The following is a 26,465-nucleotide window of genomic DNA, read 5'->3' as shown; positions in this document are numbered from 1 at the left end:
CGTTATGAAAAATAAGATAATTTATGTAATACTAATGGTATGCATTTGCTGTTTGAATGCATGCCAAGACGAAAATGAACATAATATAAATGCAGATGACTCCGGATTGACTCTGTCTTTGCAGACAAGGGCACAGGATGATACCGATGGCTTGGGGGAAGACACTTATAACGAAAATCTGATAAAGTTTGTAAATGTGTATTTTTTTGATGATATCAATAGCGAATACGTTTTTAAGCAAGAAAAAATACCAGTATCTAATGACAATAAGTTAAAGGTGAAGATTGACCAAGATATGTATGGAAAAACATATACAGTATATGTAGTAGCTAATGCACCTGAAAGCTTTACTTCTTCTAACGGAGATGATCTTGCCGACTTAAAGGGGAAAGTTATAACTACGGAATGGAATACGAAAGGAATGGAAACAACTTTGTTAATGGATGCTCAAATGGATAATATATCAATTGACAAAGGAGGTAGTAAAGAAGTAATGTTGAAAAGGGCTATGGCAAAAGTTACATTGACCCCTGAGGTGGAACCGATAGTTGAAGTAGGAGGCGTTACCTATTCACCCGATTTGAAAACAATGAAAGTGACGTTTGTAAATGCGGTAAAAAAAACTCAATTGGACGGTAAATATGTGATAGGATCTAATGATGATTATATTACCCGCATACAGCGTACATACAGTGTTATAACAGAAGGAAAATATGCGCATATACCTTTCTATTCTTACCCCAATCCAGAGAATACTGTCGCTGATATAAGAAAGGAAAGCTACTTAATTCTTTGTGTACCTTGGCGTGCTACGACCGGAGAGGAAACTACTTATGAGGATTATTATTACTATGTACCCATTACGAGCGGAATAACTACCTTAGAGCCCAATCGCTATTATAAAGTGAATGTGAAGGTAGGTATGTTAGGTAGCTTGAATCCTAATGAAGCGGTAAGACTAGAGGATGTAGACTTCCGGATTTTAGATTGGAATGACATGGAACTAGATACAGAAATGAGTCAATATCAGTATTTGGTATTGGATGATTATAAGACGGAATTGTATAACCAAGAGACAGTAACGATGCCATATATTAGTAGTAGCAGTATTGTATTAGGCAGTGGTGCAAATGAAACAAGGATTGTTTCTGTAGAATACATTGATTATGCTAATAATGTTGATATTACAAAGGGAACTATTGAATTAACAGAAAACCAAATACCAGCTGATTACAAAATAGAAACTATTGGAGATAGACTAAGATTTACTCATCCTATTAGCGATGACATGTATGTTTCTTATAAAATATCAGTATCGGTATGGAATGAACAAGGAATTAATAGAATATGGACCATTATACAGTATCCTAGTATTTATATTGAAGGAAAGAAAGCAGAGGGTAGATTATTTGTGAATGGTACATATTCTTCTAGAGGGGATAAAGTGAATGTTTACTATGATGACCATGCTCTTGGTTCTGTGCGTAATCCTTCTACTATAACCGGTTCTCTTGATGGAAATAATAATTATAATAATTATACAGTATCAGTTTCCGCTTTTCGGATAGGAGATGATTTCGCCATTGGAGATCCTCGTGAGTTGATAGCACGTAATCTTGATATGGATAAACATCTTTCTAATTATCGTCCTACGAGAAATCAAAATACGGATAAAATAATTGCTCCTATATTTAAAATAGCTTCTTCGCGTGGGAAAACTACGAACGTGTCATTTGAAAATGCAGAAAGAAGATGCGCGGCTTATCAAGAAGATGGTTATCCTGCCGGACGTTGGAGAGTTCCTACGGAAGCGGAAATTCAGTTTATAATAAACCTTTCGGCAGATAACAAGATCCCAGAACTTTTTGATGGAGATTATTGGAGTGCTTCTGGAAGATATTATACTTCTAGTAATCAATCTTTTTCGGGTGATGGTGTTGGTGATGGAAATCCTTCTTCTGTCAGTGGAAGTCATGCTGTTCGTTGTGTCTATGACATTTGGTATTGGGGTGAAGACCAAATAGATGTAAATACTTTTGAATGGAGAGACTAAGTATTAAATAAAAAATAAGATTGTTATGAAAAAGATATATTTATATTTTAGTATGCTGGTATCCTTGTTCTTGATTTCCTGTCAGGATGAGGAAGTCGTCTCCCAACCGAATTTGAAACCGAATGAATATCTCTTTTCAATTTCGATACCAGAATCAACGGTTGCTACTCGTGTGATGGGCGATGTACCTTCAGAAAACTCTATCAAAAACATGACTGTATTAGTTTTTGATGAATATGGTTTGTTTCTTGCTTCGCGTAAAGCAACGGTAACTTTGGATAATAAAACGGAAGGTAAATTGACTGTTGAACTTCCTCCTTCGAATACTAAACGTATTTTACATTTTGTTGCAGGTGATGTGGCATTTGGTGATTATTCTCGGAGTGACTCAGAAACGGAAATATTTAGTAATTTAAGTGTTACAGATAGAAAAGATGCATATTGGTGTCGTGCGGAAGTATCTAAAATAAAAGAAGCTGATGCAGTAAAGGCGGAGGTTGGTACTATTAAATTAATACGAAATTTTGCGAAAATAAGTTTAACCAAAAATGATATTTCCGATACTCAATCTCTAGAACTTGTAGGATTTACCATAGTAAATGCTACTAATACCGGATCTGTAGCTCCTTACATGGGAGGAGAACAAGGTGGTTTTGCCAATTTTGTGTTCAATGTGGATGAAGACGAAGATGTATATACTGCTTTTACCAAGCAGAATAAAGGTTTTGCTGGGAATACACAAGGTGAAATAGAAGATGCGACATTTGATGACGATGATTTTCTTCTTGGTCCGCAATATGTGTATGAACGTCGACAGGTAGATGCCACCAATCCTGCTTATATATTGTTGAAAGCTCGGTATAGAGGAGAAATCTGCTATTATAAATTGGATATTGTAAAAACCGATCCTGTTACTTATATTACTTCTTATTTGAATTTGTATCGCAATTTTCACTATGCCGTAAAGATTAATAAAGTGGTGGGAATGGGATATTTGGATATGGAACAGGCTATGAACGCTGCCGCTTCCAACAATCTTTCGGCATCTGTTGAAGTAAGTCAGGTAAATCGAATTGAAGATGGAACCGGGAATTCACTAGAAGTCAGTACAATGGATGTTATGTTGGTAAATACACAGCCATATACTATTACATATGAATATATGGAAGCAAACGAAAGGGCAAATGAAAAGGTGATTGTAACACCTGTGGCTGACACGGAAGATGGGATAAACCATAATGCTGTACAACGTATTGAGAATGATAAGAACGGAAATATTACTATAATTCCGGTAGATCATTTACCAGCCAATTTGGAAACACAAGACTTTATAGTATCTACTCCTTCGGGATTAGCCCGCCGTATATCTGTAAAAGTACGCCAACCTTATAAGTTTGATATTGTAATGTGTCAAAATCAGGTGGAAAGAAAAATTAATGCAACCATGGCAGTCGGTATGCGTTTACCGGTAAATATGCCGGTTGCGGTCTTTCCGTTGACTTTTAGAATAGAGCCGGAAAAGAAGTCTATTTATCCGAATGTGGATGTAAATAGTATTCCGGTAGAAGCAGGTGACCATTCATTTAATTATATGACGACCATATCGTATAATGATTATCGTCAGAGTCGTACTTTTTACTTTCATTTCAAGACTAATATGGTGGATAGTGAAACTTCTATAACAGTGTCTAATCCTTATTTTAAGGATGTTCCTGAAAATACGGTTTCATTTGAGAACACAAATAATCCGATTGCCGGGTTTAGTCCTATAAAGTTTGGTCCGGTGGGTGGAACACTCCAAGATATGGATAATGTTCCATTGTATTCTTCGGTACCGAGGGGTATCGGTCAAGAGATGGAATTACAATTTACTTTGGATGAGGGACATGAAGACGTTGTGGGTATATATGCTGGTGACTATTTGGAATTTGCAAGAAGTAGCACAGGCTCGGCAGTACCTCACGAATCCAATGGAGGCTGGGCTTATACGGCCAATAATTCTACAGGAATTCAAAGCGTCATTTTTAAAACAACAGCAGAACTTGTAGGTGGATTGCTGGAACTATATTCAATGAAGCATGCACTAACGACTTTTGCATACCGGAATAGTCCGGTTACTCTTACTGTTAAATATCTTTCATGGAGCCAGGAGTCTAATGTACCCGAAGGGGAAAGTATCGATATTTATAAAGACAGTAATTATACAGAACATGCTGCTACTTTGACCGTAGGAAATGATGGTAAATTGACTATGGTTTCTTTTGCAGGAAATGAATATGAGGATATACTTTATTTCCGATATGTGAATCGTTACACCATCTATAATGGTTTTATGTCTGTCCGAGAGATTATCAATGGCGGAACAGGAGGTAATACGATAGTTCTGAAAAGAAATAATTGATATTATGAAAATTATAAGTAGTAGTGAATAAGTTTGTCCTGACTTAGAACTTTATACAATGGCTGTCTGTGACAGATAACCTTGTTGTTTGTTTTGTTTGTGGTATCCTATTCTTATACCTGGCGAGGTAAAGAATAGGATCTTTTGATTTTAACTATCGGAAGAATTTACAGAGAAACACTATCGGATAAAAAAGATTTCTTTATCTTTGTCATGCTTAAATTAAAGTAGATAAGTGCAAATCACAAAGGATAAATTTATAAAAAACTGGTTTTCAGTACGCGATATATAATCATGTACATTTGCTTCTCGTAAACTTCAGAAAAATCAATGGGACGAATTATACTTGTTACCGGTGGCGCCCGTTCGGGTAAGAGCAGTTATGCTGAGAAACTGGCACTCAGCCTCTCTCCTAACCCTGTCTATCTTGCTACGGCACGTATATGGGATGAGGAGTTCAGGAAAAGGGTGTTACGGCATCAGGAAAGACGGGGACCGGAATGGACGAATATAGAAGAGGAAAAAGAATTGAGTCATCATTCGTTGTCAGGAAGGACGATATTGATAGATTGTGTAACCCTTTGGTGTACCAACTTTTTCTTCGACTTAAATGCCGACACAGACTTGGCACTGGTTGCAGTTAAAGAAGAGTTTAATCGTTTCACTGCGCAAGATTCCACATTTATCTTTGTTACCAATGAAATAGGTATGGGAGGCACATCGGATAATGAAATACAACGGAAATTTACGGATATGCAAGGTTGGATGAATCAATACATAGCTGCACAAGCTGATGAGGTTGTTTTGATGGTATCCGGTATTCCAGTGAAAATCAAGAGTTGAGAAGCTAAGAGAAACAAAGAAGTAATTTTAATCATAATAATGTAATGAAAGCATTTCATATTATCCGCCCTGACGAAACCATCCGCCCGGCATTGATAGACAAAATCGACAACCTCACCAAGCCAAAAGGCTCTTTGGGAACTTTGGAAGAACTGGCTCTACAAATCGGATTGATACAACAAACACTGACACCAAGCTTACAGTATCCGCAAAACATTATTTTTGCCGCTGATCATGGTATTGTGGAAGAAGGAGTCAGCCTCTCGCCTAAAGAAATCACCTGGCAACAGATCAGCAATTTTCTTCATGGAGGTGCCGGAGTAAACTTCCTTTGCAGGCAGCATGGATTTACTTTGAAGATTGTTGATGCAGGAGTTGACTACGACCTACCTTATGAGAAAGGAATTATCAATATGAAAGTGCGTAAGGGTACGCGGAGTTATCTGCACGAAGCTGCTATGACAGAAAATGAAATGGAACTCTGTCTGGAACGCGGATCGGAAATAGTACGCCGTTGTTATGGCGAAGGCAGTAATGTACTCAGCTTTGGCGAAATGGGTATCGGTAATACCTCCTCCTCTTCCTTATGGATGACCTGTTTCACCGATATACCACTGAAACAATGTGTAGGTGCCGGTAGTGGATTAAATAATGAAGGGATACGTCATAAATATGAAGTGTTGCAACAATCATTAGATAATTATAAAGGGGATGGATCTCCTTATGACATTATCCGTTATTTTGGTGGTTTGGAGATGGTAATGGCAGTGGGTGCCATGCTACAGGCTGCTGAATTAAAGATGGTTATTTTAGTGGATGGATTTATCATGACAAATTGTATTCTCGCTGCCAGCAAATTGTATCCCGAAGTTTTGAATTATGCGATCTTTGGGCATTGTGGAGATGAGACCGGACATAAATTGGTACTTGATGAAATAGGAGTTAAACCGTTATTAAACTTAGGATTAAGGCTTGGAGAAGGAACCGGAGCCATTTGCGCTTATCCGATAGTGGAGTCGGCCGTGCGGATGATTAATGAAATGGATAATTTTGCTCATGCTTCCATTACGAAATATTTCTGAATATGAACAATGTCTTAGCAGCATTTATCTTTCTTACCCGATTACCTTTTTGGAAGATCAAGGAGGTACCGGCGGAATGTTTCAAACACGTAGTGCCCTACTGGTCGTTGGTAGGTTGGTTGACTGGAGGAATCATGGCAGGTGTATTATGGTTGACGGGACAGGTTATGCCTCTATCTTTTGCGTGGATTTTCGCCATCATCGCCCGTTTACTTATTACGGGTTGCCTACATGAAGATGGATTGGCTGATTTTCTGGACGGTTTTGGAGGCGGTACTACCCGTGAACGTACGCTTGCCATTATGAAAGATTCCCATATAGGGAGTTATGGGGTTATCGGGCTGATTTTCTATTTTCTATTGCTGTTCCAATTGCATACTCTCCCTTTAATCGAGCTGTGTATTCTTGTTTTTTGTGGTGATTGCTGGTCGAAATTCTGTGCATCTCAGTTAGTCAATTATCTGCCATACGCCCGAAAGGAAGAAGACAGTAAAGCTAAAGTGGTGTACAACCGCATGAGTTGGGGAGAATTGTCAATAGCTTTTATCTGTGGAGCAATCCCTTTCATAGCGTTCCTGCCGATAAGGTTGTGGCCTGCTACTCTATTTCCGTTATTGACTTTTGTCCTGTTGTGCTTATTGATGAAACGCCGTCTGCAAGGTTATACCGGTGATTGTTGCGGAGCTACGTTTTTGCTATGCGAACTATCATTCTATTTGGGATGTTTTGGATTAAGTATAAGATATTAGTAATTTATGGAAGTCATATTTATTCGTCATACTTCTGTTGATGTCGCTCCCGGCGTATGTTACGGGCAAACGGATGTACCTTTAAAACCGACATTTGAGGAAGAAGCCGCTGTGACGGCAGAAAATTTAAAAGTATATATACCTTTCGATTATGTATATACCAGTCCGCTGACACGATGTGTACGCCTTGCCACTTATTGCGGTTATCCGGATGCGGAACGTGACAAACGGCTCATGGAAATAAACTTCGGTTCGTGGGAGATGAAATCCTTTGAACTAAATGACGACCCACGCCTGCAAGAATGGTATGCCGATTATCTGAATGTAGCAGCTACCGGTGGCGAATCGTTCGCTATGCAATACGAACGCATCAGTCGGTTTCTGGACGAGTTAAAAAAGAAACCATACCATCGTGTGGCTATCTTTGCGCATGGTGGAGTGTTGATATGTGCGCAAATTTACGCCGGCATTATTAAGCCCGAGGAAGCATTCAGTGCACTGACACCCTATGGTGGCATTATTAAGATTGATTTATAAAGGAATGGTAAACGAAATGGACGGTCCTTCTTCTGTTTCGGCCTGTACTTTGTAGATACCTCCGAAATAATGGATGAAATGTGCATTGATTTCATGACGGATTAAACTCGTTTTGTTTTCAAAACGTACTTTTGCCAGAGGAGAATTTATAACATTAAATATTAATAAAGACTTAGCTGTATCCCGTTTTAGGCGAACTACTACCCGGCTTTGTTCCGTGTCATTTTCCAATGGAGTAAGCAAACTGACGAACAATGTTTCAAACCATTTCTGATCGGTGTGTATCCATTGACTTTCCACATCGGTTTGCAATGTTACTGTCAGGACAGAGCCCTCTTTTATATTTATTGTTTGTAATATTTGATGACAAAATTGTACGATATCACATGCTTCCTTATCGTACTTTATTTTGCCTGACTCGAGCCGGGACAATTCTAATATACCATTGATGTATGTCAGTAAATTCTCTGCGTTTGTCTGGATAATCCGACCGTATTCTTTCTTTGTTTCCACATCTAGTTCTTCCGAACCGGTCAATAATTCGGCAAAACCTACTACCGCGTTCAGCGGGGTACGTACATCATGGCTGATTTCTGATTTCAGCCGGTCTTTCGTAATATTGTCCGCCTCTGCCTGTAAAGCCGCTTCTGCCGTCAGTTTCTCTGTCTGAACTATTTTCCTGGACAAAATATGTGTATAGAAATAGAAAATGATCATTAACAACAATAGTATTGACAAGAATATGAAACCTTTCATATAATTACCGTCTTGTATTTTTTGTTTTTCCGACAGCAGTTCATTTATGTGATAGATTTCCTTTACTTCCTGTAACTGATTGGCAGAAAATGCATTATTAAGAGAGTCTTGTTTATGAATTAAATATTTCCGTGTCTCAATGGCACCGTCGATATCTCCTTTTTTGTATTGGGTGTTCGCTTTGTAGTTTATAAGGGTAGCAAATGTATTTACATGATTGTTAAGAACATTGGGGGTTACTTCATCTATCAGAGCAATACTCTTGTCATATTCTTCGGTTTTATGATAATATTGAAGTTGGATTAATTGAAAATTCAGCCAAAATACAGGATCTACGTGAGGACCGAGTAGTGATTTGATTTTATCAATGTGTTTTTGCACCAGGGCATATTGACCGCGATTTAAAAAATGCAACACGTATTTTACTTCACAATCAATCTCAAAGTTTGCCCAGTTTTTCTTTGTTTCCGGTTCTTTTGTCAATACTTCTTTTAGTGCAACATGCATTTCTTCCAAATAAGGTATTTTTAAGCTATCATATCCGGCATTTCCATAAACCTGCGCAATACGTGATAAAATATCAACTTTCAAGCTTGTTTTGGTCTGAGGTGAGAAGCTTTTATAGGCTTTTAGAAAAACATTCAGTGCCTCTTTAGAACGACTGGAAACACCATATGCGCAACCTAAACTATTATATGCTGCAATTGTACCATTGTTGCTGTTATATTTTTGGGCTTCCGCCAATGTTTCTTTCGCTACATATATTGCTTTTTCAATTTTTCCTTTGGATGCCAAAGCCCGGCTGATAGCAGCCTTTTGTTCTAAATAATAATCATACGTACCTACCTCGGAAACCAATTTCTTCAGAATATTCACCCAGTAGTACAAACTGTCGGCATCATGCTTTTTATCGTATGTGGCTGCTAAATAATAGGCACCCATATTTTCATAAAACGTGTTCTTTTGGCAGATAGCTTCCTCATATAGACGAGTTGAAAATGTCAAATTATATGGTGCATATTGGTGCAAGTAGGCCATATCCCGTAAATAAGTTAGCTTTACAAGTGTTGGCGGCATTGCTTCGGACACTTTCAAAATACTGTCTTGATAATGATTGACATTTACATCCTCAGCTTTCAACGGAAGGAAGTAACCGCAGAGCAATATGCATAATATGATGTGCATTCGTTTCATGGGGCAGAGGTTTCAGGTAAATCGGGAGTATACTTCAACGGATGCGTAAAGTAAAAACGAGTACCTTGCGTATATTGACTGTCTACCCATATCTTACCATGCATGTGATCCATAATCAGACGGCAAATGGATAGTCCTAATCCACTACCTTGTACAAAGTCATTCAACTTCTCAAAACGTTCGAAGATTAAATGTTGTTTTTCAACCGGAATACCACAACCAGTATCGGTAACGGAGAATATGGCGGTCTGTTCGTCTGCTAATTCCAGATTGAGAACGATATATCCTTGTTCGGTGAACTTGGCAGCATTTACCAGTAAGTTTATCAATACCTGACGAAGACGAGAATCATCCGTTTCCATTCTCAGCTCGGTAAGTTCAGTAGCAAAATACATCTTTACCTGAAGCTTACGGGAAGCTATGACGGTCTCAACAGTTTCCCGACAAAGTTTCACGGCGTCATAAGTTTGTATGTTAAAAGCTATATTGTCACTCTCAAAATCAGATACATCCAGAATGTCATTGATCAGCTTCAATAGTTGGAAAGAATTGACTTTGATTATTTCACAAAATTCCTTACGGGATTCATCATCAAACGATTCATCTTCAGAAGTCAATACAGCTGAAAAACCAACAATTGCATTCAACGGAGTACGTACTTCATGGCTCATATTGGAGAGAAACATATTCTTACGCCGGATAGCACGTTCTGATTTCAGTTTCATAACTTCCTGTTTCTGTTTGGAACGCTTTAAACGGAATATTTTTTTCCAACTGAACATTAAAAACAATATCAGAGCTATACTGCATAGTACAACACCCACCAAATAGAACCGCATAGAAACAATACGGTCATGTTCATTCTGATAGGCTAACTGATCAGCCTGAAAACGCATTGTCAACTGGTTTATTTCTCTAGGATAATTATTATCAAAGGCCGCCTTAATATAAGAGAAGACTTTACCATATTGTATATAGGCTTCTTCCTTGTTTCCCATCTTCAATAACAAATCCGCCTTCTCCTGTAAAGTTTCCCGGTATGAACGTGTATTGACTTTGGCATAATTCGTTTGCAAAAAATCGTCATAAGCAGACAATGCTTTTTTATTCTCTTTTATGGAATAGAAATAGCGGGCATTCACCAATAATAAATACTCTTTTATCTCTGGAAACTGATCGAGATTGAGTACCGCAATCTTATCCATATATTGACGTGCGACGTTCGACACATTTTTAAACAGTTGATAATATATATTGGAGACATAACAGGCTGCTTGTTCCGGTGGAGTAAGTTGCCCCGGCTGATAACGGTTGAGACGAGTAAGATAATGCGATGCCAAATGTTTGTTTTGAACCTGTATGTTATACTCTACAAGCTCAACGAGTAACATTCGGATATACAGATCCTCTTCTTTCAAGGTATCAAATAATTCCAAAGCTTTTTCATAAGCCTCTTTTGCCTCGCTCATCCGTCCGGTATAAGCATAAACCTCCCCCATCGCGTTCAGTGCGAGAGCAGTGCCGAAAGTATTGGAGAGGGCATGGGCTTTGGAATACATCCGATCACTGTAGGCAATGGCGAGGCGTATTTCTCCACGAAAAAGATAAGATTTGATAAGAATTCTTTCAAGTTCAAAATAGGTTCTGTATTGCCGACCGGCTTCTAATTGCGGTAACAGTTTATTGATATTCAGTGTATCACATTCTTCTTTTGTGAGATAATCGAAACCAAAGCTGTTCTTAAAAGCGGAAATCACTGCATCTTCTTTGTTTACCGCTGAAACGTAAAACACGTTTACAGCACAAAAAAGAATAATACAAATATATTTCAGTATTTTCCTCATGCTCTCTGTTTGTACGCAAAGATATTTAATATCTTTCAGACAGACAAAGATTTAGTTAAAATAACAGGGAGGGTAGAAAGAAAGATACCAAGGTGGTGATAATTATTACAGATACCACCATTAACCACTCGGTACAACGATTGATATATACCGCGATTTTCATATCTTCTGTTGTCAACGGACGTTCATTACTACCTATATAGGGTTTCCATACCTTCTCTCCAAAATAATTGTGAGGGCCTCCGAAACGACAATTCAAAATTCCGGCAAGTGCCGCTTCGGGATAACCGGAGTTTGGGCTGGCATGCTGGTTACCATACTTACCGACAAAGACAAGCAGAGACAGTCGTTTGGATGCTATTATCATGAGAAAAGCAGTCAATCGGGCAGGGATATAGTTGGCAACATCATCCAATCGGGCGGCAAAACAGCCGAAACGGTGATAACGTTCATTTTTATAACCAATCATAGAATCGAGGGTGTTTATCATTTTATAGGCAAGCATACCCGGAACTCCCAGCAGCATATACCAGAACAAAGGAGCTATAACACCGTCATTTAGGTTCTCGGCTAATGTCTCGAGAGCGGCAGTACGCACCTCCTGTGCCGATAGCTCCGATGTATCACGTCCTACAATACGGGATACCTGTTTTCTACCCGCCTCCAGCGAACGGTCTACAGCTCTGAATACATTGCGGACTTCACGTATCAACGTAGTACCTGCCAGACAATAAAATATGAGAAGGATCTGCGCGGCCAACAATAGTCCCGGAGAATAAAGAGATGCCCAATGTAACAGATAGGCTGTCAGGATAAAGACACCTACCACCAACATCAATGTCACAACAGCACCTTTCAGAAATCGTGCCTCGCCCTTGTTGAAACGATGTTCACAAAAAGAAATAGCCTTACCAAAAGCGACTACGGGATGGGGCAACCAAGAAGGATCACCCAACCAGTGATCGAGTATCCAAGCTGTAACCAACGGTAGATTTATGCTGAATGTAACACCCAAAATGATTAGAAAATTCTCCATAAATAGATTTATTTATTGTTCAAACCACTGACCGATAGCTTTTACCAAACGATCATTTTCTTCGGGTGTTTGGGTAGCTATACGGAAGAAGTGTTCATCCAAACCGTCGAAATTGGAAGCATCACGAATAAGGATACCTTGCTTTTCCGCCAGATAATCTTTCAGCGCGGCAGCTTTACCAAAACGGAGACGTATCAACATAAAATGAGTTTCTGTAGCCCACACTTCCAGTCCTCCGAGAGCTTCGAGAGCCGAACGTAAACGGGTTGTTTCCTGCAAATAGGCGGGGACATCCAACGGATTGGGGACATCGTGCTCCAGTAAATATAATCCAGCCTCAATGGCAAGTTGGTTGACAGACCAGGGCATACGATTGGTACGTAGGCGTGCCAGTAAGCCAGAGGAACCTGTGACGTATCCGAGCCGCAGACCGGGAACCGCATAACGTTTTGTCATGGAATGAAGTAACAGAACATTGGGAAACGCCGCTGCTTCTGCCGGAGCGAAAAGTGGACACAGAGTGAAATACTCGTAAGACTGGTCTATGACGAAACAAACTTGTGGATTATGTTTAATGAGTTCTATTAGAGACTCTTTATCAATCACAGTTCCAGTGGGATTGTTCGGATTACAGAGCCAAAGCATGCGCGTATCTTCCGGTAAAAGGTAGCGGTCTTTTGCCAAAGGAATCCGATAAATGGATGTCACTTTATGTCCATGCATACAACAAGCATCGGCATATTCACTGAAAGTTGGCTGTAAGATGGCGGTATTGGTTCCACGAAAGGTTTGGGCTATAAGGTAGATAGCTTCAGTTGCGCCATTCGTTACGCATACGGCATCGACGGGTAAATTATAACGGAAAGCAAGACGGGCTTCCAACGTATAAGGTTCCGGTTCAGGATAGTTACCGATTCCTCCTATTTGTTCGCACAAATGGGCTTTCAGAGGTGAAAGGTCTACTTTACTGTAAACATTGGAACTGAAATTCGCTGTTATGGGATAATTGTATTTATAGGAGTCGTCTCCGTGTCCTTCAATCATGGTTTTCTGTCAATATTTGGTAAATAAGCGGCATGTTCACGTGGATACGTACATGGTTGGCAAGCTTATCGTATTGTTCTTCTTTGAATTGATGATAATCAAATGATTTCGCTGCATCGGACAATTTATCGGAAAAAGGTTCGAGAAGGAAATCAATAAATGTAGGGTTGTCGAGAATACCGTGAATATAGGTACCCATACAAGTGCGGTCTATAAAATAACCGTCGGTACAACCGTCTTCCAATATGTTCAATGGAGAAACGGAAACACCATTTATAGGAGAAGTAGTTCCCATATGGATTTCATAGCCGTTCATTAATGAAGAATTACCATGTGGTATCACTGTATTACAGTCTGATTTTGTATTAAGCCTGAACTTAACTTGTCTTGTAACCTTTTTCTCCGTCATACGCGTACTTACAGGTAACAGTCCGAGTCCGGGTAAACGGTCTATATCGCCTTCTACGTGGTCAGGGTCGAGTACTTCCTGCCCCATAAGTTGATAACCTCCGCAGATACCCATAACCGTGACACCTTCGCGATGAGCACGAATAATGGTCTGCGCCACCCCGTTGCGACGAAGTTCATAAAGATCGGCAAGCGTACTCTTACTGCCGGGCAGAATGATGATATCTGCTTTTATCAGTTCATCTGTATTGTTTGTATAAAAAAGATGTACACGCGGATCACGCTCCAGGACATTGAAATCGGTGAAATTACTGAGATGACGCAAAAGTACAACGGCTACATTTACCTTGCCACGTTTGGCCTGCATAGATTTAGTGGCAAGGGCTACAGAATCTTCTTCTTCAATAAATATATCTTTATAATAGGGAATAACACCTATCACAGGAATACCGCAAAGCTCCTCCAATATTTTTATACCCGACTCGAAAAGGCGGATATCTCCACGGAACTTATTGATAAGAATTCCCTTGATACGTTCGCGTTCGTGTGGACGAAGTAACATAACAGAACCATAGACACTGGCAAAAACTCCACCCCGGTCAATATCTCCTACCAAAATAACATCTGCTCCGGCATGAAGAGCCATCGGCAGGTTTACCAAATCGGAATCACGGAGATTGATTTCGGAAATACTACCGGCACCTTCCATCACAACCGGATTGTAAGTTCTGGAAAGGCGGTCATAAGCCGCACAAACTTCTCGGCGAAGCTCCTCGCGTCCTTCCTTGCGGAAATATTCGTAAGCATCACGGTTACCGATGGGGAGACCGTTAAGAACAACTTGTGAAGTATGGTCGGATTGGGGTTTCAGCAACAAGGGATTCATGTCGGTATGGCAAGGAATACCGGCAGCTTCAGCCTGTACGGCCTGAGCACGTCCTATCTCCAGTCCTTCGGGGGTAGCGTAAGAATTAAGCGCCATGTTTTGTGCCTTGAAAGGAGCCGGATAATAACCGTCTTGCTTGAATATACGGCAAAAAGCGGCAGCGATAATACTCTTGCCTACATCGCTACCCGTACCGGCAAACATGATGGGATGAAGTTTATTCATATCTTTTGTTTTTGCGACGACAAAGATAATAGTAAAAAGTATACAGATTGAACAATCACAGAAAAAGTGTGTTTGAAAGAGTATCATTCTAAACCTAAACGATAAACTTAACATATGAAACAAATTCTACTCATCGCCCTTTTGGGAACGAGTGTTTCTGTAACGGCACAAATACCGGATATGACCCCGGATGTCTACATTACAGAGCAAACTCTCTCCCTTAGCTTTGACGATGCTCTCCGCCAGATGCAACAAGGCAACCGGAGCCTGAAGATAGCAGATAAAGGCATAGAAACCGCCCGTGCAGAACGAGACAAACTGAATGCTTTGTGGTATCCCAGTTTGCAGGGTACCGGAACTTTTGTGCATTTGTCCGAGAAATTAGAGGTGAAGCAACCGCTTTCACAATTTACTGATCCGGCAAAAGATTTTGTACATAATATTATACCGGATGACCGGTTCATAACGGGCATCCTGGATCAGATAGGTGCCCATACCCTTATCTTCCCTCTTGCTCCCCGTAATCTGACTTCTGTGGGATTGACTGCAGAATGGGTGGTGTTTTCCGGTGGTAAACGTATCCACGCCAACAAAATAGGAAATACAATGATAGATATTGCCCGCGAAAATCGTGAACAAACGGATGCAACTCAACGTACCCTGTTAGCCGAGAGTTATTTCGGGTTGCGCCTTGCCCGGGAAGTGGTACAAGTGAGGCTGGATACTTACAACAGTCTGAAACGCCATTATGAAAATGCTTTGAAACTGGAAGCGGTAGGGATGATTGACAAAGCCGGAAGGCTTTTTGCCCAGGTAAATATGGACGAAGCGCAACGTGCATTAGAGGCATCGCAAAAAGAAGTTACGGTAGTACAGAGTGCTCTGCGCACACTGCTCAATTTGGAAGATACCAACAGTATACAACCTACTTCCCCACTCTTCATCAACGAGAATTTACCGGCTAAAGAGGAATTTATACAGGTCATGCGGACTGAAAATTATGTAGTAAACCAATTGCAACTACAATCGCATATCGCCAAACAACAACTTCGCATCAATCAAAGCGGATATATGCCCGATATTGCCGTGTTCGGCAAGCAGACACTCTATTCACACGGGATACAAAGTAACCTTGTACCCCGCACTATGGTAGGGATAGGTTTCACATGGAATTTGTTCGATGGCCTAGCACGTGAGAAGCGTATCCGCCAATCCAAATTGGCGCAACAGACACTTGCTTTGGGACAGGAAAAGGCAAAGGATGATTTGGGCATAGGTATAGACAAACTTTATTCCCAGTTACAAAAAGCGCAGGACAATGTACGTGCCCTGAATACGACCATTGAACTGAGCGAGGAATTGGTACGTATCCGCAAGAAATCTTTCGCCGAAGGTATGGCTACTTCTACAGAAGTGGTCGATGCGGAAACAATGCTGGCAACCGTACGTGTGGCTCGATTGGCAGCTTATTATGAATACGACGTGACACTGATGAACTTATTGGCAATCTGTGGTACGCCGGAACATTTTGAGAAATATTTAGTAAAAAATTAAACTAAACCAATATGGACATATCTAAAAGAAACATCAGTATTGCATTCATCATCATTTTGGTCATTACGGTACTTGTTTCCGTAATCGGCATGGTACTTATGAGCCGAGAACCATTGGTATTACAGGGACAAGTGGAAGCTACCGAAATACGTATCAGTGGAAAACTTCCGGGAAGGATAGATTCTTTCCTGGTACAGGAGGGAGACTGGGTGAAAGCCGGAGATACGCTTGTAGTCATTAACAGTCCCACTATCGAAGCCAAATATCGTCAGGTGAACGCATTGGAACAAGTTGCACAGGAGCAGAATAAAAAAATAGATGCAGGCACACGCCGACAAATCATTGCCACCGCACTACAATTCTGGAACAAGACTCAAAGTGACCTGACCCTTGCCAAAACAACCTATCAACGTATCCTCACATTATATAAAGACAGTGTGGTTACTTCACAGCGTAAAGACGAGGTAGAAGCTATGTATAAGGCTGCACAGGCGGCTGAACGCGTCGCATACGAACAATATCAGATGGCGGTGGATGGGGCACAAAGTGAAGACAAAGCCGCTGCCCGCAGTTTGGTCGATGCCGCTCGAAGTACGGTAGATGAGGTTTCTGCTCTATTGGTAGATTCTCGCCTGACAGCTCCCGAAGACGGACAGATAGCTACTATCTTCCCAAAACGGGGTGAGTTGGTGGCTCCCGGTACACCGATCATGAGTCTGGTGGTGATGAGCGATGCGCATGTCGTACTGAATATCCGTGAAGACCTGATGCCACAATTCAAAATGGGTGGCACATTCAAAGCGGATGTACCGGCTCTTGACCGGAAAGACATTGAGTTCCGTATTTACTATATCAGTCCGTTGGGCAGTTTCGCTACTTGGAAATCAACGAAGCAGACGGGAAGTTATGATATGCAGACTTTTGAAATACATGCACGTCCTACAGGAGATGTAGAAGGTTTACGTCCGGGGATGTCGATACTGCTGACTATGTAATCCGTAGCGAATAAACTTATACTTAATATGAAATCGATCTATAACGTCTCTCTCCGTGAGTGGCATCGCATGACTTCACGCCGTCTATATCTCGGTGTCTGCATTGCGTTACCCTTGTTTTGCCTGTTTTTCATGTCTACCATCTTCGGAAACGGACAGATGGAGAATATACCTATCGGTATTGTAGACCAGGACAATACGGCAACTTCACGGAATATATCACGACGTGTTTCCGCTGTACCTACATTCAGGGTGACGGAGCGTTTTACCGATGAAGCTACCGCCCGTCGGGCGTTGCAACGGAAAGAGATATACGGATATCTTGTCATTCCTCACCAATTTGAACAGAAAGCGGTGACGGGAACAAATGCTACTCTTACTTATTATTATCACTATGCACTTCTTTCGGTTGGCAGCGAATTGATGGCTGCATTTGAGAATACACTTGCACCTGTGGCTCTTTCGCCCATTATTGTGCAGGCGGAAACATTGGGGGTAGGACAAAAACAGATACAAACTTTCTTGTTACCGGTAGAAGCCAGTACACATCCGCTTTACAACCCGGATATGGATTATTCCATCTACCTGAGTCAGCCGTTTTTCTTTGTATTGTTCCAAATACTCATTTTACTGGTAACAGTTTATGCCATCGGCAGTGAAATAAAATTCGGAACGGCACAAGAATGGTTAAAAACAAGTATTCCACGGGGAAAAGATTGTAGTAATTTGGATAATGCCAATATTCTTACGGCTGTTACAGGGAAGTTATTACCCTATACCATTCTGTTTTCAATTATCGGTATATTGGCTAACTATGTATTTTTCGGTCCTCTGCATATCCCTTTTCAAGGGAGTTTATGGTTGATAAATCTTGTTACAATCATTTTTATTATCGCCACACAGGCTTTAGCTGTCCTTATTTTCTCGGTATTTCCTAAAATAGCCTATATCATTAGTGTGGTTTCAATGGTGGGATCTTTAGGAGCGACATTATCCGGCGTTACATTCCCTGTTACGGCAATGTACAAACCTGTATATGCAGCGTCTTATCTATTTCCGGTGCGACATTTTACAGAAGCTGCACAGGCTATGATTTACTTTGATACCGGATTTGGATATTTCTGGCAATCGGTTGCCATCCTATTTGTGTTTCCGTTACTGACTTTGTTAATATTGCCGTTACTGAAATACTGGATAAAAAAAATATCGTTGAACCGTCATCTCGAACAAAGAGAAGAAGCCACTACCGTTTCTTTGAGAGAGAGCATTCGTCGTGAGTGGCGTGCTATCGCTACCAATCCGGCTATTCTACTGGTATTGGCAGGGGGAATATTTCTATACGGTTTACTATATAACTATATGTATGCACCCAATCTGGTACGTAAAGCTCCGGTTGCTGTGGTGGATCTCTCCCACTCTGCACTGAGTCGCGAATATATCCGTTGGTTGGATGCTACACCGCAAACTTCGGTCTATGCACAAACGCCCAACATTCTTGAGGCACGAAAATGGGTGAAACAAGGGGAAGTAGCCGGTATCCTTTATCTGCCTGCTGATTTTGAAGCGCGTGTAGGCAGGGGGGAAACATCCGTATTTGTACTCTATGCCGCAACGGATGCGTTCCTTAATTTCAAAGGATTGCAAGAATCCAGCACGCGGGTGATGCTTGCTGTTAATGATGCACATCGTATGGAAGGAACAGTATTTCTACCTCTACAGGGATTGTTGGCGGTGACTTCATCGGCACCTGTCAATGTATCGGGGACAGCATTATACAATTATACCGAGGGGTACGGATCTTATTTAATTCCAGCGGTGATGATTGTTATTATTTTCCAGACGATGTTAATGGTGATTGCAATGCTTACAGGGGAAGAAGCAGAAGAAAGAAGAAAACGAAAATTAGATGGATTACAATGTTTATCTGCTACCTCCTTCTACAAGGACTCCTCCTTTCAAGGAGAGAAGGGAGATAGTTTTACCTGGAAAAAAGCTTTGCAGATAGTTTCAGGAAGGACTTTCGTATACGTAATGTTGTATGTAGTCTTCTCTATGTTCTTATTGGGATTGTTGCCACATCTATTCAGCATTCCAAACATTGGTAGCGGATGGGATATTATCACTATGATGATACCTTTTCTGCTGGGTACGAGTTTCTTTGCGCTTGCAGTTTCACGCTGGTTCACAGATTCTGAAGCTCCCTTGCTGATGATAGCCTTTTTCTCTGTAGGCTATATTTTTCTTTCCGGAGTATCTTATCCGTTGGAACTGATGCCATGGTATTGGCAAGCAATACACTATCTTTTTCCCGTAGCTCCTGCCGTATTGGCTTTTGTGAAATTGAACTCAATGGGGGCAAGTCTGTCTGATATCTGGCCACAGATGTTGGTGTTATGGATTCAAGTGATAATATATGGAATATTGGCGGTTCGTACTACTCAATGGATACATAAAAAAGAAAAGGAAAGGGCATAAAAAAAGGCTATCTATCCCAGACAGCCAATCTTTTTGTTAACCTTAAATCTAATACTATGAAAAACACATTACAAATATACGGAGTTTCGGGATATCTCCAAAATATTAGGGCGTAATGGTCTATATTATAACATGGTTTAATAGGAATATTCCGTTGTTAACAATTTAATAATTAAAAGCTAAGAAAAAGTCACTATCTTCATGCCCGATTACAAATATAATGATTAAAACATACAGCAATGATTTGTACAATACTGGATACTGACCTCTATAAATTTACAACTTCATACGCCTATATAAAGTTGTTTCCTTATGCTATAGGAACTTTCAGTTTCAAAGATCGCGATGAGACTGCTTATACGAATGAATTTCTGCAAAGGCTCCATATAGCTGTGGATAACCTTGCAAAGATTTCATTGACTAATGAAGAACTGGAATATATGACCGGTCACTGTCGTTTTTTGCCCAAGGTATATTGGGAATGGTTGTCTTCTTTCCGTTTCCAACCGGATAAAATCAAAATAAATCTGGATGAAAACAGGCATCTGAACATGGAAATCACCGATTATCTCTATAAGGCAACGCTTTATGAAGTTCCGTTACTTGCTATCGTTTCAGAAATCAAGAACCAGTCGCTTGGAAACGTAGTGAATACAGATGAAATCATCAGTAAATTGTCTGAGAAAGTAATACTCTCCAATAAACATCAACTTTCTTTCTCTGAGTTTGGTACACGGAGACGTTTTTCTTTCGATGTACAAGATAAAGTTATCGGTTATCTGAGGAAGACTTCGACATATTGTACAGGAACCTCCAATTGCTATTTTGCAATGAAATATGATATGAAACCGATGGGTACACATCCGCATGAATGGTTTATGTTTCATGGAGCACAGTTCGGATATAAGCACGCTAATTATATGGCATTGGAAAACTGGGTGAATGTGTACGACGGTGATTTGGGAATTGCACTATCCGACACTTATACATCCGGTATCTTCCTGAATAACCTGAGCCGTAAACAGGCTAAACTGTTTGATGGCGTACGATGTGACTCGGGAGATGAATTTGACTTTACCGATAAACTGATTACCCGTTATCGGGAGCTGGGTATCGATTCTACTACCAAAACCATTGTATTCAGTAATGCGTTGGATTTTGAAAAGGCGCTTGATATACAGATACATTGCAGGGGAAGGATACGCTGTGCTTTTGGTATCGGTACCAACCTAACGAATGATACGGGCTTCAAGCCTTCCAATATCGTGATGAAGTTGACCCAATGTAAGATGAATATCAACCAAGAATGGCGTGAATGCGTGAAACTCTCTGATGATGTAGGAAAATACATAGGAAGTGAGAAAGAAGTACGCGCATGCCTATATGACTTACACCTGAAGTAAATATTATTTCAGTTTACGTTTATAAGCAAATTCCTGCCACTTTTCTTCCGGCCAATCCTGTCGCTGCATTTCCATACGTGCCATGACAAAGAACAAATCGGAAAGGCGGTTGATGAAACATAGGATATCTTCATTGACCGGGTCTTGACGATTAAGCGTCCACAACCGACGTTCTGCACGGCGGACTACAGTACGGGCAAATTGCAATTGGGCGGAAACGGGAGTACCGCCGGGTAAAAGGAAATAACCATGGTCTTGCAATTCAATCATCATTGCGTCCATTTCTTTCTCACAACGTAGGGTTAGCTTGGCTACGGTAAGCACATTCGGATTTATTTTATCACCCGGTGTTGCCACATGGCTCATTACAACCATCAGTTCTTTCTGTATGGTATGTAATAATTCTTGCCATACATCATCGACGGGTAACATGGAGCGTATAATACCAATAACCGCATTCAGCTCATCGAGACAACCGTTTGCTTCAATACGGATATCGTCTTTGGGCACACGTGCACCACCATGTATTCCGGTGGTTCCCTTATCTCCTGTTTTTGTATAAACCCTTTTCATCTTATCTCCTATATTTAATGCTATTTGCTTCTGCAAAGATAATTAATAACGCCGGTTTGATGTATATTCCACTCTATAAATATGATTGAAGAAGGATGCCCATTCATGTTCTCCTATACCGATTTGCATTCCATAAAAACGGGTATCCGCTTTCCGGTATTCTTGCATTTTCCGGATAAGTTCAGGGGTTGATAATGGAATTTTAAAGTCGCTTATCCACAGTATGTCTGCATTCATGTATTTGCGATGGGACTCAAGCAGACGGAAAGTGGTTTCCAGCATCCGGGTAGCATCCGTATCACCGCAAGATGTTTTTGAGAAAAACTCAAGCAGGCGTGCTCGTTCCTTTCGTATATCAATCGGATGGACTGAGACAGAGAATGCTATCAGAAAACAATCTCGTTTTTGCCGATCGGCAATCTCAACTAATTTCACCATCAGGGAATGAGCTATTTTTTCAGGTTTCCCTGCCATGCTGCCGGAGGTGTCCAGACAGACAACCATCGGTCCTTTCTGGCGAACCGGTTTAGTTACCAAACACCTGGCAGGTTGCATAATCTCCGATTTATAACGGAAAGTCTGGAGCTTACGGGTCAGATATTTATAGACAAACAGGTCTTCAAGATCATCGTCGGCGCAATGTGCCAATTCTACAGGTAACAATGCATTCAAATCATTCCCTACGGTCACACCTTGTATGTCACACTTGGAAGAATAGTCGAGCCTGTATACATCTCCTTCCACCACATTCATATGTTGTTTTCCGTCATCGTCGGCTATACGTCCCATCCGGTTGGCAACCCTCACTATTTCGGGATATTCCTTCTGGATATGGACAATTTTGCGTATACGCTCAAAATCAATCTTATTCCATAATCCGCTCATCAATCCCCAAGCTTGGAAGAATTCATCTTTTTCGATGTTATTCTGTTGGAGATATTCAGGAATATCATTAAGATTGGAACGTAACCTACGGTCTATGGCGTCTTTGTACCGGTCAATCTCCACTCCTTTCTGCTCCTGCATCTTGCGCTGGAAAACATCTTGCCAGTCATCCACCATCTTTTCCCAAATTTCATCATCGGCATATTTCCCTTCTGCACCAAACTGCCCTCGATAGAAACGTTGTTCAAAGCCTTGTTCCCGGTACTTATCGGACACTTGTTGAAGTAATGCCTGCCAACCCTCTTTCCGCTTCTGCACAGACCACTCTAACACAAGCTTCATGGTATTTTGTTCCGACTGGCTCTTTTGCAGGTTGTATTTCTCTTTCTCCAAGTTTTGCCAGACAAATTGAATAAGCGTATCATAAAAGATGCGGGCACAGATATCATCACTCAATACCTGCACTTTCACTACCGGATCATTCATTACGGATAACAGATAAGCATACAACGGTTCATCATCCGTATCCGCACATTCACCCGTTTCTATATATTTATCCAACACCTGTACGTAGAAAGCCGAATCGTACCTGCTGCTATTCATCTCCATATCGCAGTTTGCGTACATCTACACGCGCCCAAGCAATCTCTTTACGAACAGTAGCTACATAACGCGCCACTTCCTGTTTATCTTCTTCGGAGATGAAGATATTTTCCGAGAGTTCCTTGATAAGGTTATCCGTTTTTAATTGGGCTGTTTCGAGTTCAGACTCATAGTCACGTTCTGTAACAGAGACATTTCCGAAGTTCAGTTGTTGTTCCTCTCCTCTTTTCAGTCGTCTCATTGAAAAACGTACTCCGTTGATATAGATATTCCGGTCGTCTCTGAAAAGATTTATACGTTCCGCACCCTCTGTTTCCATCAATTTAGGATCAGAAAATGTACGGATAAGGGTACGCTTGGGGTTCAGAGGATCTGTATACATTACTCCAATGGCGGGTGCATCCTTAGGATTGTATTCTTTTAGATTTTTGTAGTCAACAATAAATATATAGGTGTTTCCGGTACCATGATTTTCCAGTTGGTAATAAAAATAATCCGTAATCTGTAAATCATCGTCTCGATGATCCCCGCCTTTACGAGCTTTATCCAACGCATCGCGTACACGGCTGACTTTTAAATCGGATTTCAGAGAACGGGAAATACAAGTTATTTCTCTTACGGAGAAAGCAAATAGGGCACGAATCAGTATTCTCCGAACATCTTCACATTCGTCGGGTTCATTCCACAAGCAATGGTAGATGGGTAGCATGTCTATCATGTCTACTTCTTCACGGTTATGTATGAAAGCTGATGTTTTCAGCAGCCTTACAATATTTTTCCAGCGACGGTCACTTACGTAAATAGTGCGATGTACTTCTGAGCCTTCTATCTCTACTTTCTCCAGATTTTTGCGGATAGTCGTGATACAAGATAAGACCTCTGGGGATATCGTAATCTGTTTTATTTTCTTCTGCCATTCATTATATTCTTCATTGGAAATTTGCCATCGGGAGGTAGTCTCTTCTTCATCACTGTCGTCCAGAAGCATTTGCCGGAATGACTCTTCCTGCTTGACGCAGGTAGAAACCACCCGAATTAGAAAGCGATCCCATAAAGCCTCCAGGCCTTCACCTTGAGTAGGTAATTCGTTACTTGCCGCAACAAGTAATTTTAAAGGAAGTTTCAATTCCATATCTCCGTTACGAAAGAGCTTTTCGTTAATTACCGTCAATAAAGTATTTTGAATGGCAGGGCCAGCTTTCCATATTTCATCCAGGAAAACGACATCTGCCGTGGGCAGGTATCCGTCAATGGAACGTTCATATTTATCTGAGGATTTCAGACGGCTGATACTTACCGGACCGAAGATCTCATCGGGGGTGGAGAAACGTGACATCAGGTATTCAAAAGCCTTTGCATTGACAAAGGCTCTCTTCAATCTTCGTGCTACCATAGACTTTGCTACACCTGGAGGCCCCAGCAACAGTATACTTTCACCGGCCAGAGCTGCCAACAAAGATAGGCCTATTTCGGTTTCTTTTTCGTAAACTCCCCGGTTCATGTCTTCAAGGAGTAATTGTATGCGTTCTTTTATTTTCATTTAAACAATTCCATCAGATTAATTTCTCCCCAATATAGATGGGTATAACTAGCTATCACATTCTTATAACGGAAAACAGGGGTATCAACCGGTTGTTTTCGGGCATTGTATACCTGTACGATAGAATCGGGCACCGATTGTTCTTCTCCCCGGATAAACTGCGTATAATGGAACTCGTGTCCACGTAAGTTTAATCCATTATAATCAAACTGACGATAACCTAAACTAAGTTTCCGGTGTTGCTTTTGATTGGATATGGAAAAAGGAAATACCCGCGTCATCGGATAGTAGACATTACCTGCCTGCTGCAGTGTATCGAAACAGATGCCTTGTGAAAGATACATCATACCTCCACACTCTGCCAACACTCGTCCTCCTGCTTCTATATAATCACATATGGAAACAAGCGTCTGGGTTGCCTGAGAAAGCTTTTCCACATGTTTCTCGGGATAACCGCCTGGTAAATAAAGGAAATCGGTTTCAGCCGGAAGAGGGTGATTCTTTTCCGGATTATAATACGTAACCGTACCCATGTGATGCAGAATATCAAGATGTTCCGCATACAAAAAAGAAAAAGATTCTTCATTGCGGGCAACCGTGATATTGATTTTTTCAGATAATGGCACCCAAGGAACTTTACCACTTTTTCTGGATATTCCTGTGGAAAGCGGTAATGATGTAACTTGCAATAACAGTTCCCAATCAATGTATCGGTCTATCAAGTCAATCAGACTGGCAGTAGCTTCAGTTGTTTCCTGTTTGCTGAAATCCAATCCTAAATAACGTGAGTCTTGTTCTAACACACTCTCTTTAGGTAGATAGCCCAGACAAGTAATCTCCAAATCTTCACAAACTTCCCGGAGCATTTCATAATGCCGCGGAGAACCTACACAGTTGAAGATAACTCCTGCGATATGTATGTTCGGACGGAAATGAATGAAACCGGACAGAAGTGGTGCTATGGAATAAGCAACTGATTGGGCATTCACCACCAATACGACGGGTAAGTGCAACAACATTGCAATTTCTGCTGAAGAACCTTTATCCCGATCATATCCGTCGTACATTCCCATCATACCTTCCACCATACAAACGTCTGCATCCAATGCATAATAGGCATAGAGTTGGCGTACATGGTCGTGTGAGGCCATAAATGTATCCAAATTAATGGAAGAACGTCCACAAACAGCTGTATGATATTTGGTATCAATATAATCAGGACCACATTTAAAAGGTTGTACTTTCAATCTTTTTTTTGTAAATAAAGCCATCAGTCCGCGGCTGATGGTAGTCTTTCCACTACCGGAAGTAGGAGCTGCAATCAGAAATTGAGGAGTTGTAGCCATTTTATATATTTACGATTTATTCCCTAAGGTCAT

General features: G+C 40.9%; 19 protein-coding genes. 10 read left to right on the top strand and 9 right to left on the bottom strand.

Annotated features, from left to right (window positions below):
- The first annotated feature begins 4 nt into the window (after positions 1–4).
- The 6 genes from fimD to cobC all read left to right on the top strand — a co-directional run bounded on the left by fimD (position 5) and on the right by cobC (position 7,665).
- Complete coding sequence (fimD, locus tag C1A09_RS05615) at positions 5–2,053, top strand: fimbrial tip adhesin FimD (RefSeq protein ID WP_101542744.1); 2,049 nt, start codon at positions 5–7, stop codon at positions 2,051–2,053.
- A gap of 25 nt (positions 2,054–2,078) precedes the next feature.
- Positions 2,079–4,454: a FimE-like fimbrial tip protein gene (locus tag C1A09_RS05610; protein WP_101542743.1), complete on the top strand. Its 2,376-nt coding sequence runs from the start codon at positions 2,079–2,081 to the stop codon at positions 4,452–4,454.
- Positions 4,455–4,784: 330 nt separating this feature from the next.
- The gene (gene cobU / locus C1A09_RS05605; RefSeq protein WP_101542742.1) at positions 4,785–5,297 is read left to right on the top strand and encodes a bifunctional adenosylcobinamide kinase/adenosylcobinamide-phosphate guanylyltransferase; all 513 of its coding nucleotides are present in this window, start codon (positions 4,785–4,787) and stop codon (positions 5,295–5,297) included.
- Positions 5,298–5,341: 44 nt separating this feature from the next.
- Positions 5,342–6,379, top strand: a complete 1,038-nt coding sequence (gene cobT / locus C1A09_RS05600) for a nicotinate-nucleotide--dimethylbenzimidazole phosphoribosyltransferase (RefSeq protein WP_101542741.1) — start codon at positions 5,342–5,344, stop codon at positions 6,377–6,379.
- Between the two features lie 2 nt (positions 6,380–6,381).
- The gene (cobS, locus tag C1A09_RS05595) at positions 6,382–7,128 is read left to right on the top strand and encodes an adenosylcobinamide-GDP ribazoletransferase (RefSeq protein ID WP_101542740.1); all 747 of its coding nucleotides are present in this window, start codon (positions 6,382–6,384) and stop codon (positions 7,126–7,128) included.
- Between the two features lie 6 nt (positions 7,129–7,134).
- The gene (gene cobC, locus C1A09_RS05590; protein WP_101542739.1) at positions 7,135–7,665 is read left to right on the top strand and encodes an alpha-ribazole phosphatase; all 531 of its coding nucleotides are present in this window, start codon (positions 7,135–7,137) and stop codon (positions 7,663–7,665) included.
- On the opposite strand, the gene C1A09_RS05585 is transcribed toward cobC, so the two are convergent.
- From C1A09_RS05585 to C1A09_RS05565, 5 genes are read right to left on the bottom strand one after another with little or no spacing between them, the layout of a single operon-like run.
- Positions 7,660–9,615 carry a sensor histidine kinase gene (locus C1A09_RS05585; RefSeq protein WP_101542738.1) on the bottom strand — a complete coding sequence of 652 codons (1,956 nt, stop codon included), beginning with the start codon at positions 9,613–9,615 and terminating at the stop codon, positions 7,660–7,662. The genes cobC and C1A09_RS05585 overlap by 6 nt on opposite strands.
- Positions 9,612–11,459 (bottom strand): tetratricopeptide repeat-containing sensor histidine kinase, encoded by a 1,848-nt coding sequence (locus tag C1A09_RS05580; protein WP_101542737.1) that lies wholly within the window; start codon positions 11,457–11,459, stop codon positions 9,612–9,614. The genes C1A09_RS05585 and C1A09_RS05580 overlap by 4 nt, the downstream gene beginning before the upstream one ends.
- A 55-nt stretch (positions 11,460–11,514) precedes the next feature.
- On the bottom strand, positions 11,515–12,495 hold the full coding sequence (gene cbiB, locus C1A09_RS05575; protein WP_101542736.1) for an adenosylcobinamide-phosphate synthase CbiB: 981 nt from the start codon (positions 12,493–12,495) through the stop codon (positions 11,515–11,517).
- 12 nt (positions 12,496–12,507) lie between these two features.
- Positions 12,508–13,539: a threonine-phosphate decarboxylase gene (locus C1A09_RS05570; protein ID WP_101542735.1), complete on the bottom strand. Its 1,032-nt coding sequence runs from the start codon at positions 13,537–13,539 to the stop codon at positions 12,508–12,510.
- On the bottom strand, positions 13,532–15,058 hold the full coding sequence (locus tag C1A09_RS05565; RefSeq protein ID WP_101542734.1) for a cobyric acid synthase: 1,527 nt from the start codon (positions 15,056–15,058) through the stop codon (positions 13,532–13,534). The genes C1A09_RS05570 and C1A09_RS05565 overlap by 8 nt, the downstream gene beginning before the upstream one ends.
- A 114-nt stretch (positions 15,059–15,172) precedes the next feature.
- Between C1A09_RS05565 and C1A09_RS05560 the strand changes: the two genes are divergently transcribed.
- The 4 genes from C1A09_RS05560 (at position 15,173) to pncB (ending at position 21,485) form a co-directional block, all read left to right on the top strand.
- Complete coding sequence (locus C1A09_RS05560) at positions 15,173–16,612, top strand: TolC family protein (RefSeq protein ID WP_101542733.1); 1,440 nt, start codon at positions 15,173–15,175, stop codon at positions 16,610–16,612.
- A gap of 11 nt (positions 16,613–16,623) precedes the next feature.
- Positions 16,624–17,607, top strand: coding sequence for an HlyD family secretion protein (locus tag C1A09_RS05555; protein ID WP_101542732.1), 984 nt, complete (start codon positions 16,624–16,626; stop codon positions 17,605–17,607).
- A 27-nt stretch (positions 17,608–17,634) separates the two neighbouring features.
- Positions 17,635–20,082 (top strand): ABC transporter permease, encoded by a 2,448-nt coding sequence (locus C1A09_RS05550; RefSeq protein ID WP_101542731.1) that lies wholly within the window; start codon positions 17,635–17,637, stop codon positions 20,080–20,082.
- A gap of 239 nt (positions 20,083–20,321) precedes the next feature.
- A complete protein-coding gene (gene pncB, locus C1A09_RS05545; protein ID WP_101542730.1) occupies positions 20,322–21,485 on the top strand; it encodes a nicotinate phosphoribosyltransferase in 1,164 nt (387 codons plus the stop codon).
- A gap of 3 nt (positions 21,486–21,488) precedes the next feature.
- Here pncB and C1A09_RS05540 read toward each other — a convergent pair whose 3' ends face one another.
- Genes C1A09_RS05540 through C1A09_RS05525 form a run of 4 tightly spaced genes read right to left on the bottom strand, consistent with a single transcriptional unit; the run spans position 21,489 to position 26,432 of the window.
- Positions 21,489–22,058, bottom strand: a complete 570-nt coding sequence (locus C1A09_RS05540) for a cob(I)yrinic acid a,c-diamide adenosyltransferase (RefSeq protein WP_101542729.1) — start codon at positions 22,056–22,058, stop codon at positions 21,489–21,491.
- Positions 22,059–22,100: 42 nt separating this feature from the next.
- Positions 22,101–23,546, bottom strand: coding sequence for a vWA domain-containing protein (locus C1A09_RS05535; protein WP_370738721.1), 1,446 nt, complete (start codon positions 23,544–23,546; stop codon positions 22,101–22,103).
- Positions 23,539–25,086, bottom strand: a complete 1,548-nt coding sequence (locus C1A09_RS05530) for an AAA family ATPase (protein WP_101542727.1) — start codon at positions 25,084–25,086, stop codon at positions 23,539–23,541. Before C1A09_RS05530 ends, C1A09_RS05535 begins: the two co-directional genes overlap by 8 nt.
- A complete protein-coding gene (locus C1A09_RS05525; RefSeq protein WP_101542726.1) occupies positions 25,083–26,432 on the bottom strand; it encodes a cobyrinic acid a,c-diamide synthase CobB in 1,350 nt (449 codons plus the stop codon). The genes C1A09_RS05530 and C1A09_RS05525 overlap by 4 nt, the downstream gene beginning before the upstream one ends.
- Positions 26,433–26,465 lie beyond the last annotated feature (33 nt).

This window comes from Bacteroides cutis, from assembly GCF_900241005.1.
GTDB lineage: Bacteria > Bacteroidota > Bacteroidia > Bacteroidales > Bacteroidaceae > Bacteroides > Bacteroides cutis.
This window is presented reverse-complemented; position numbering and strand designations above follow the sequence as displayed.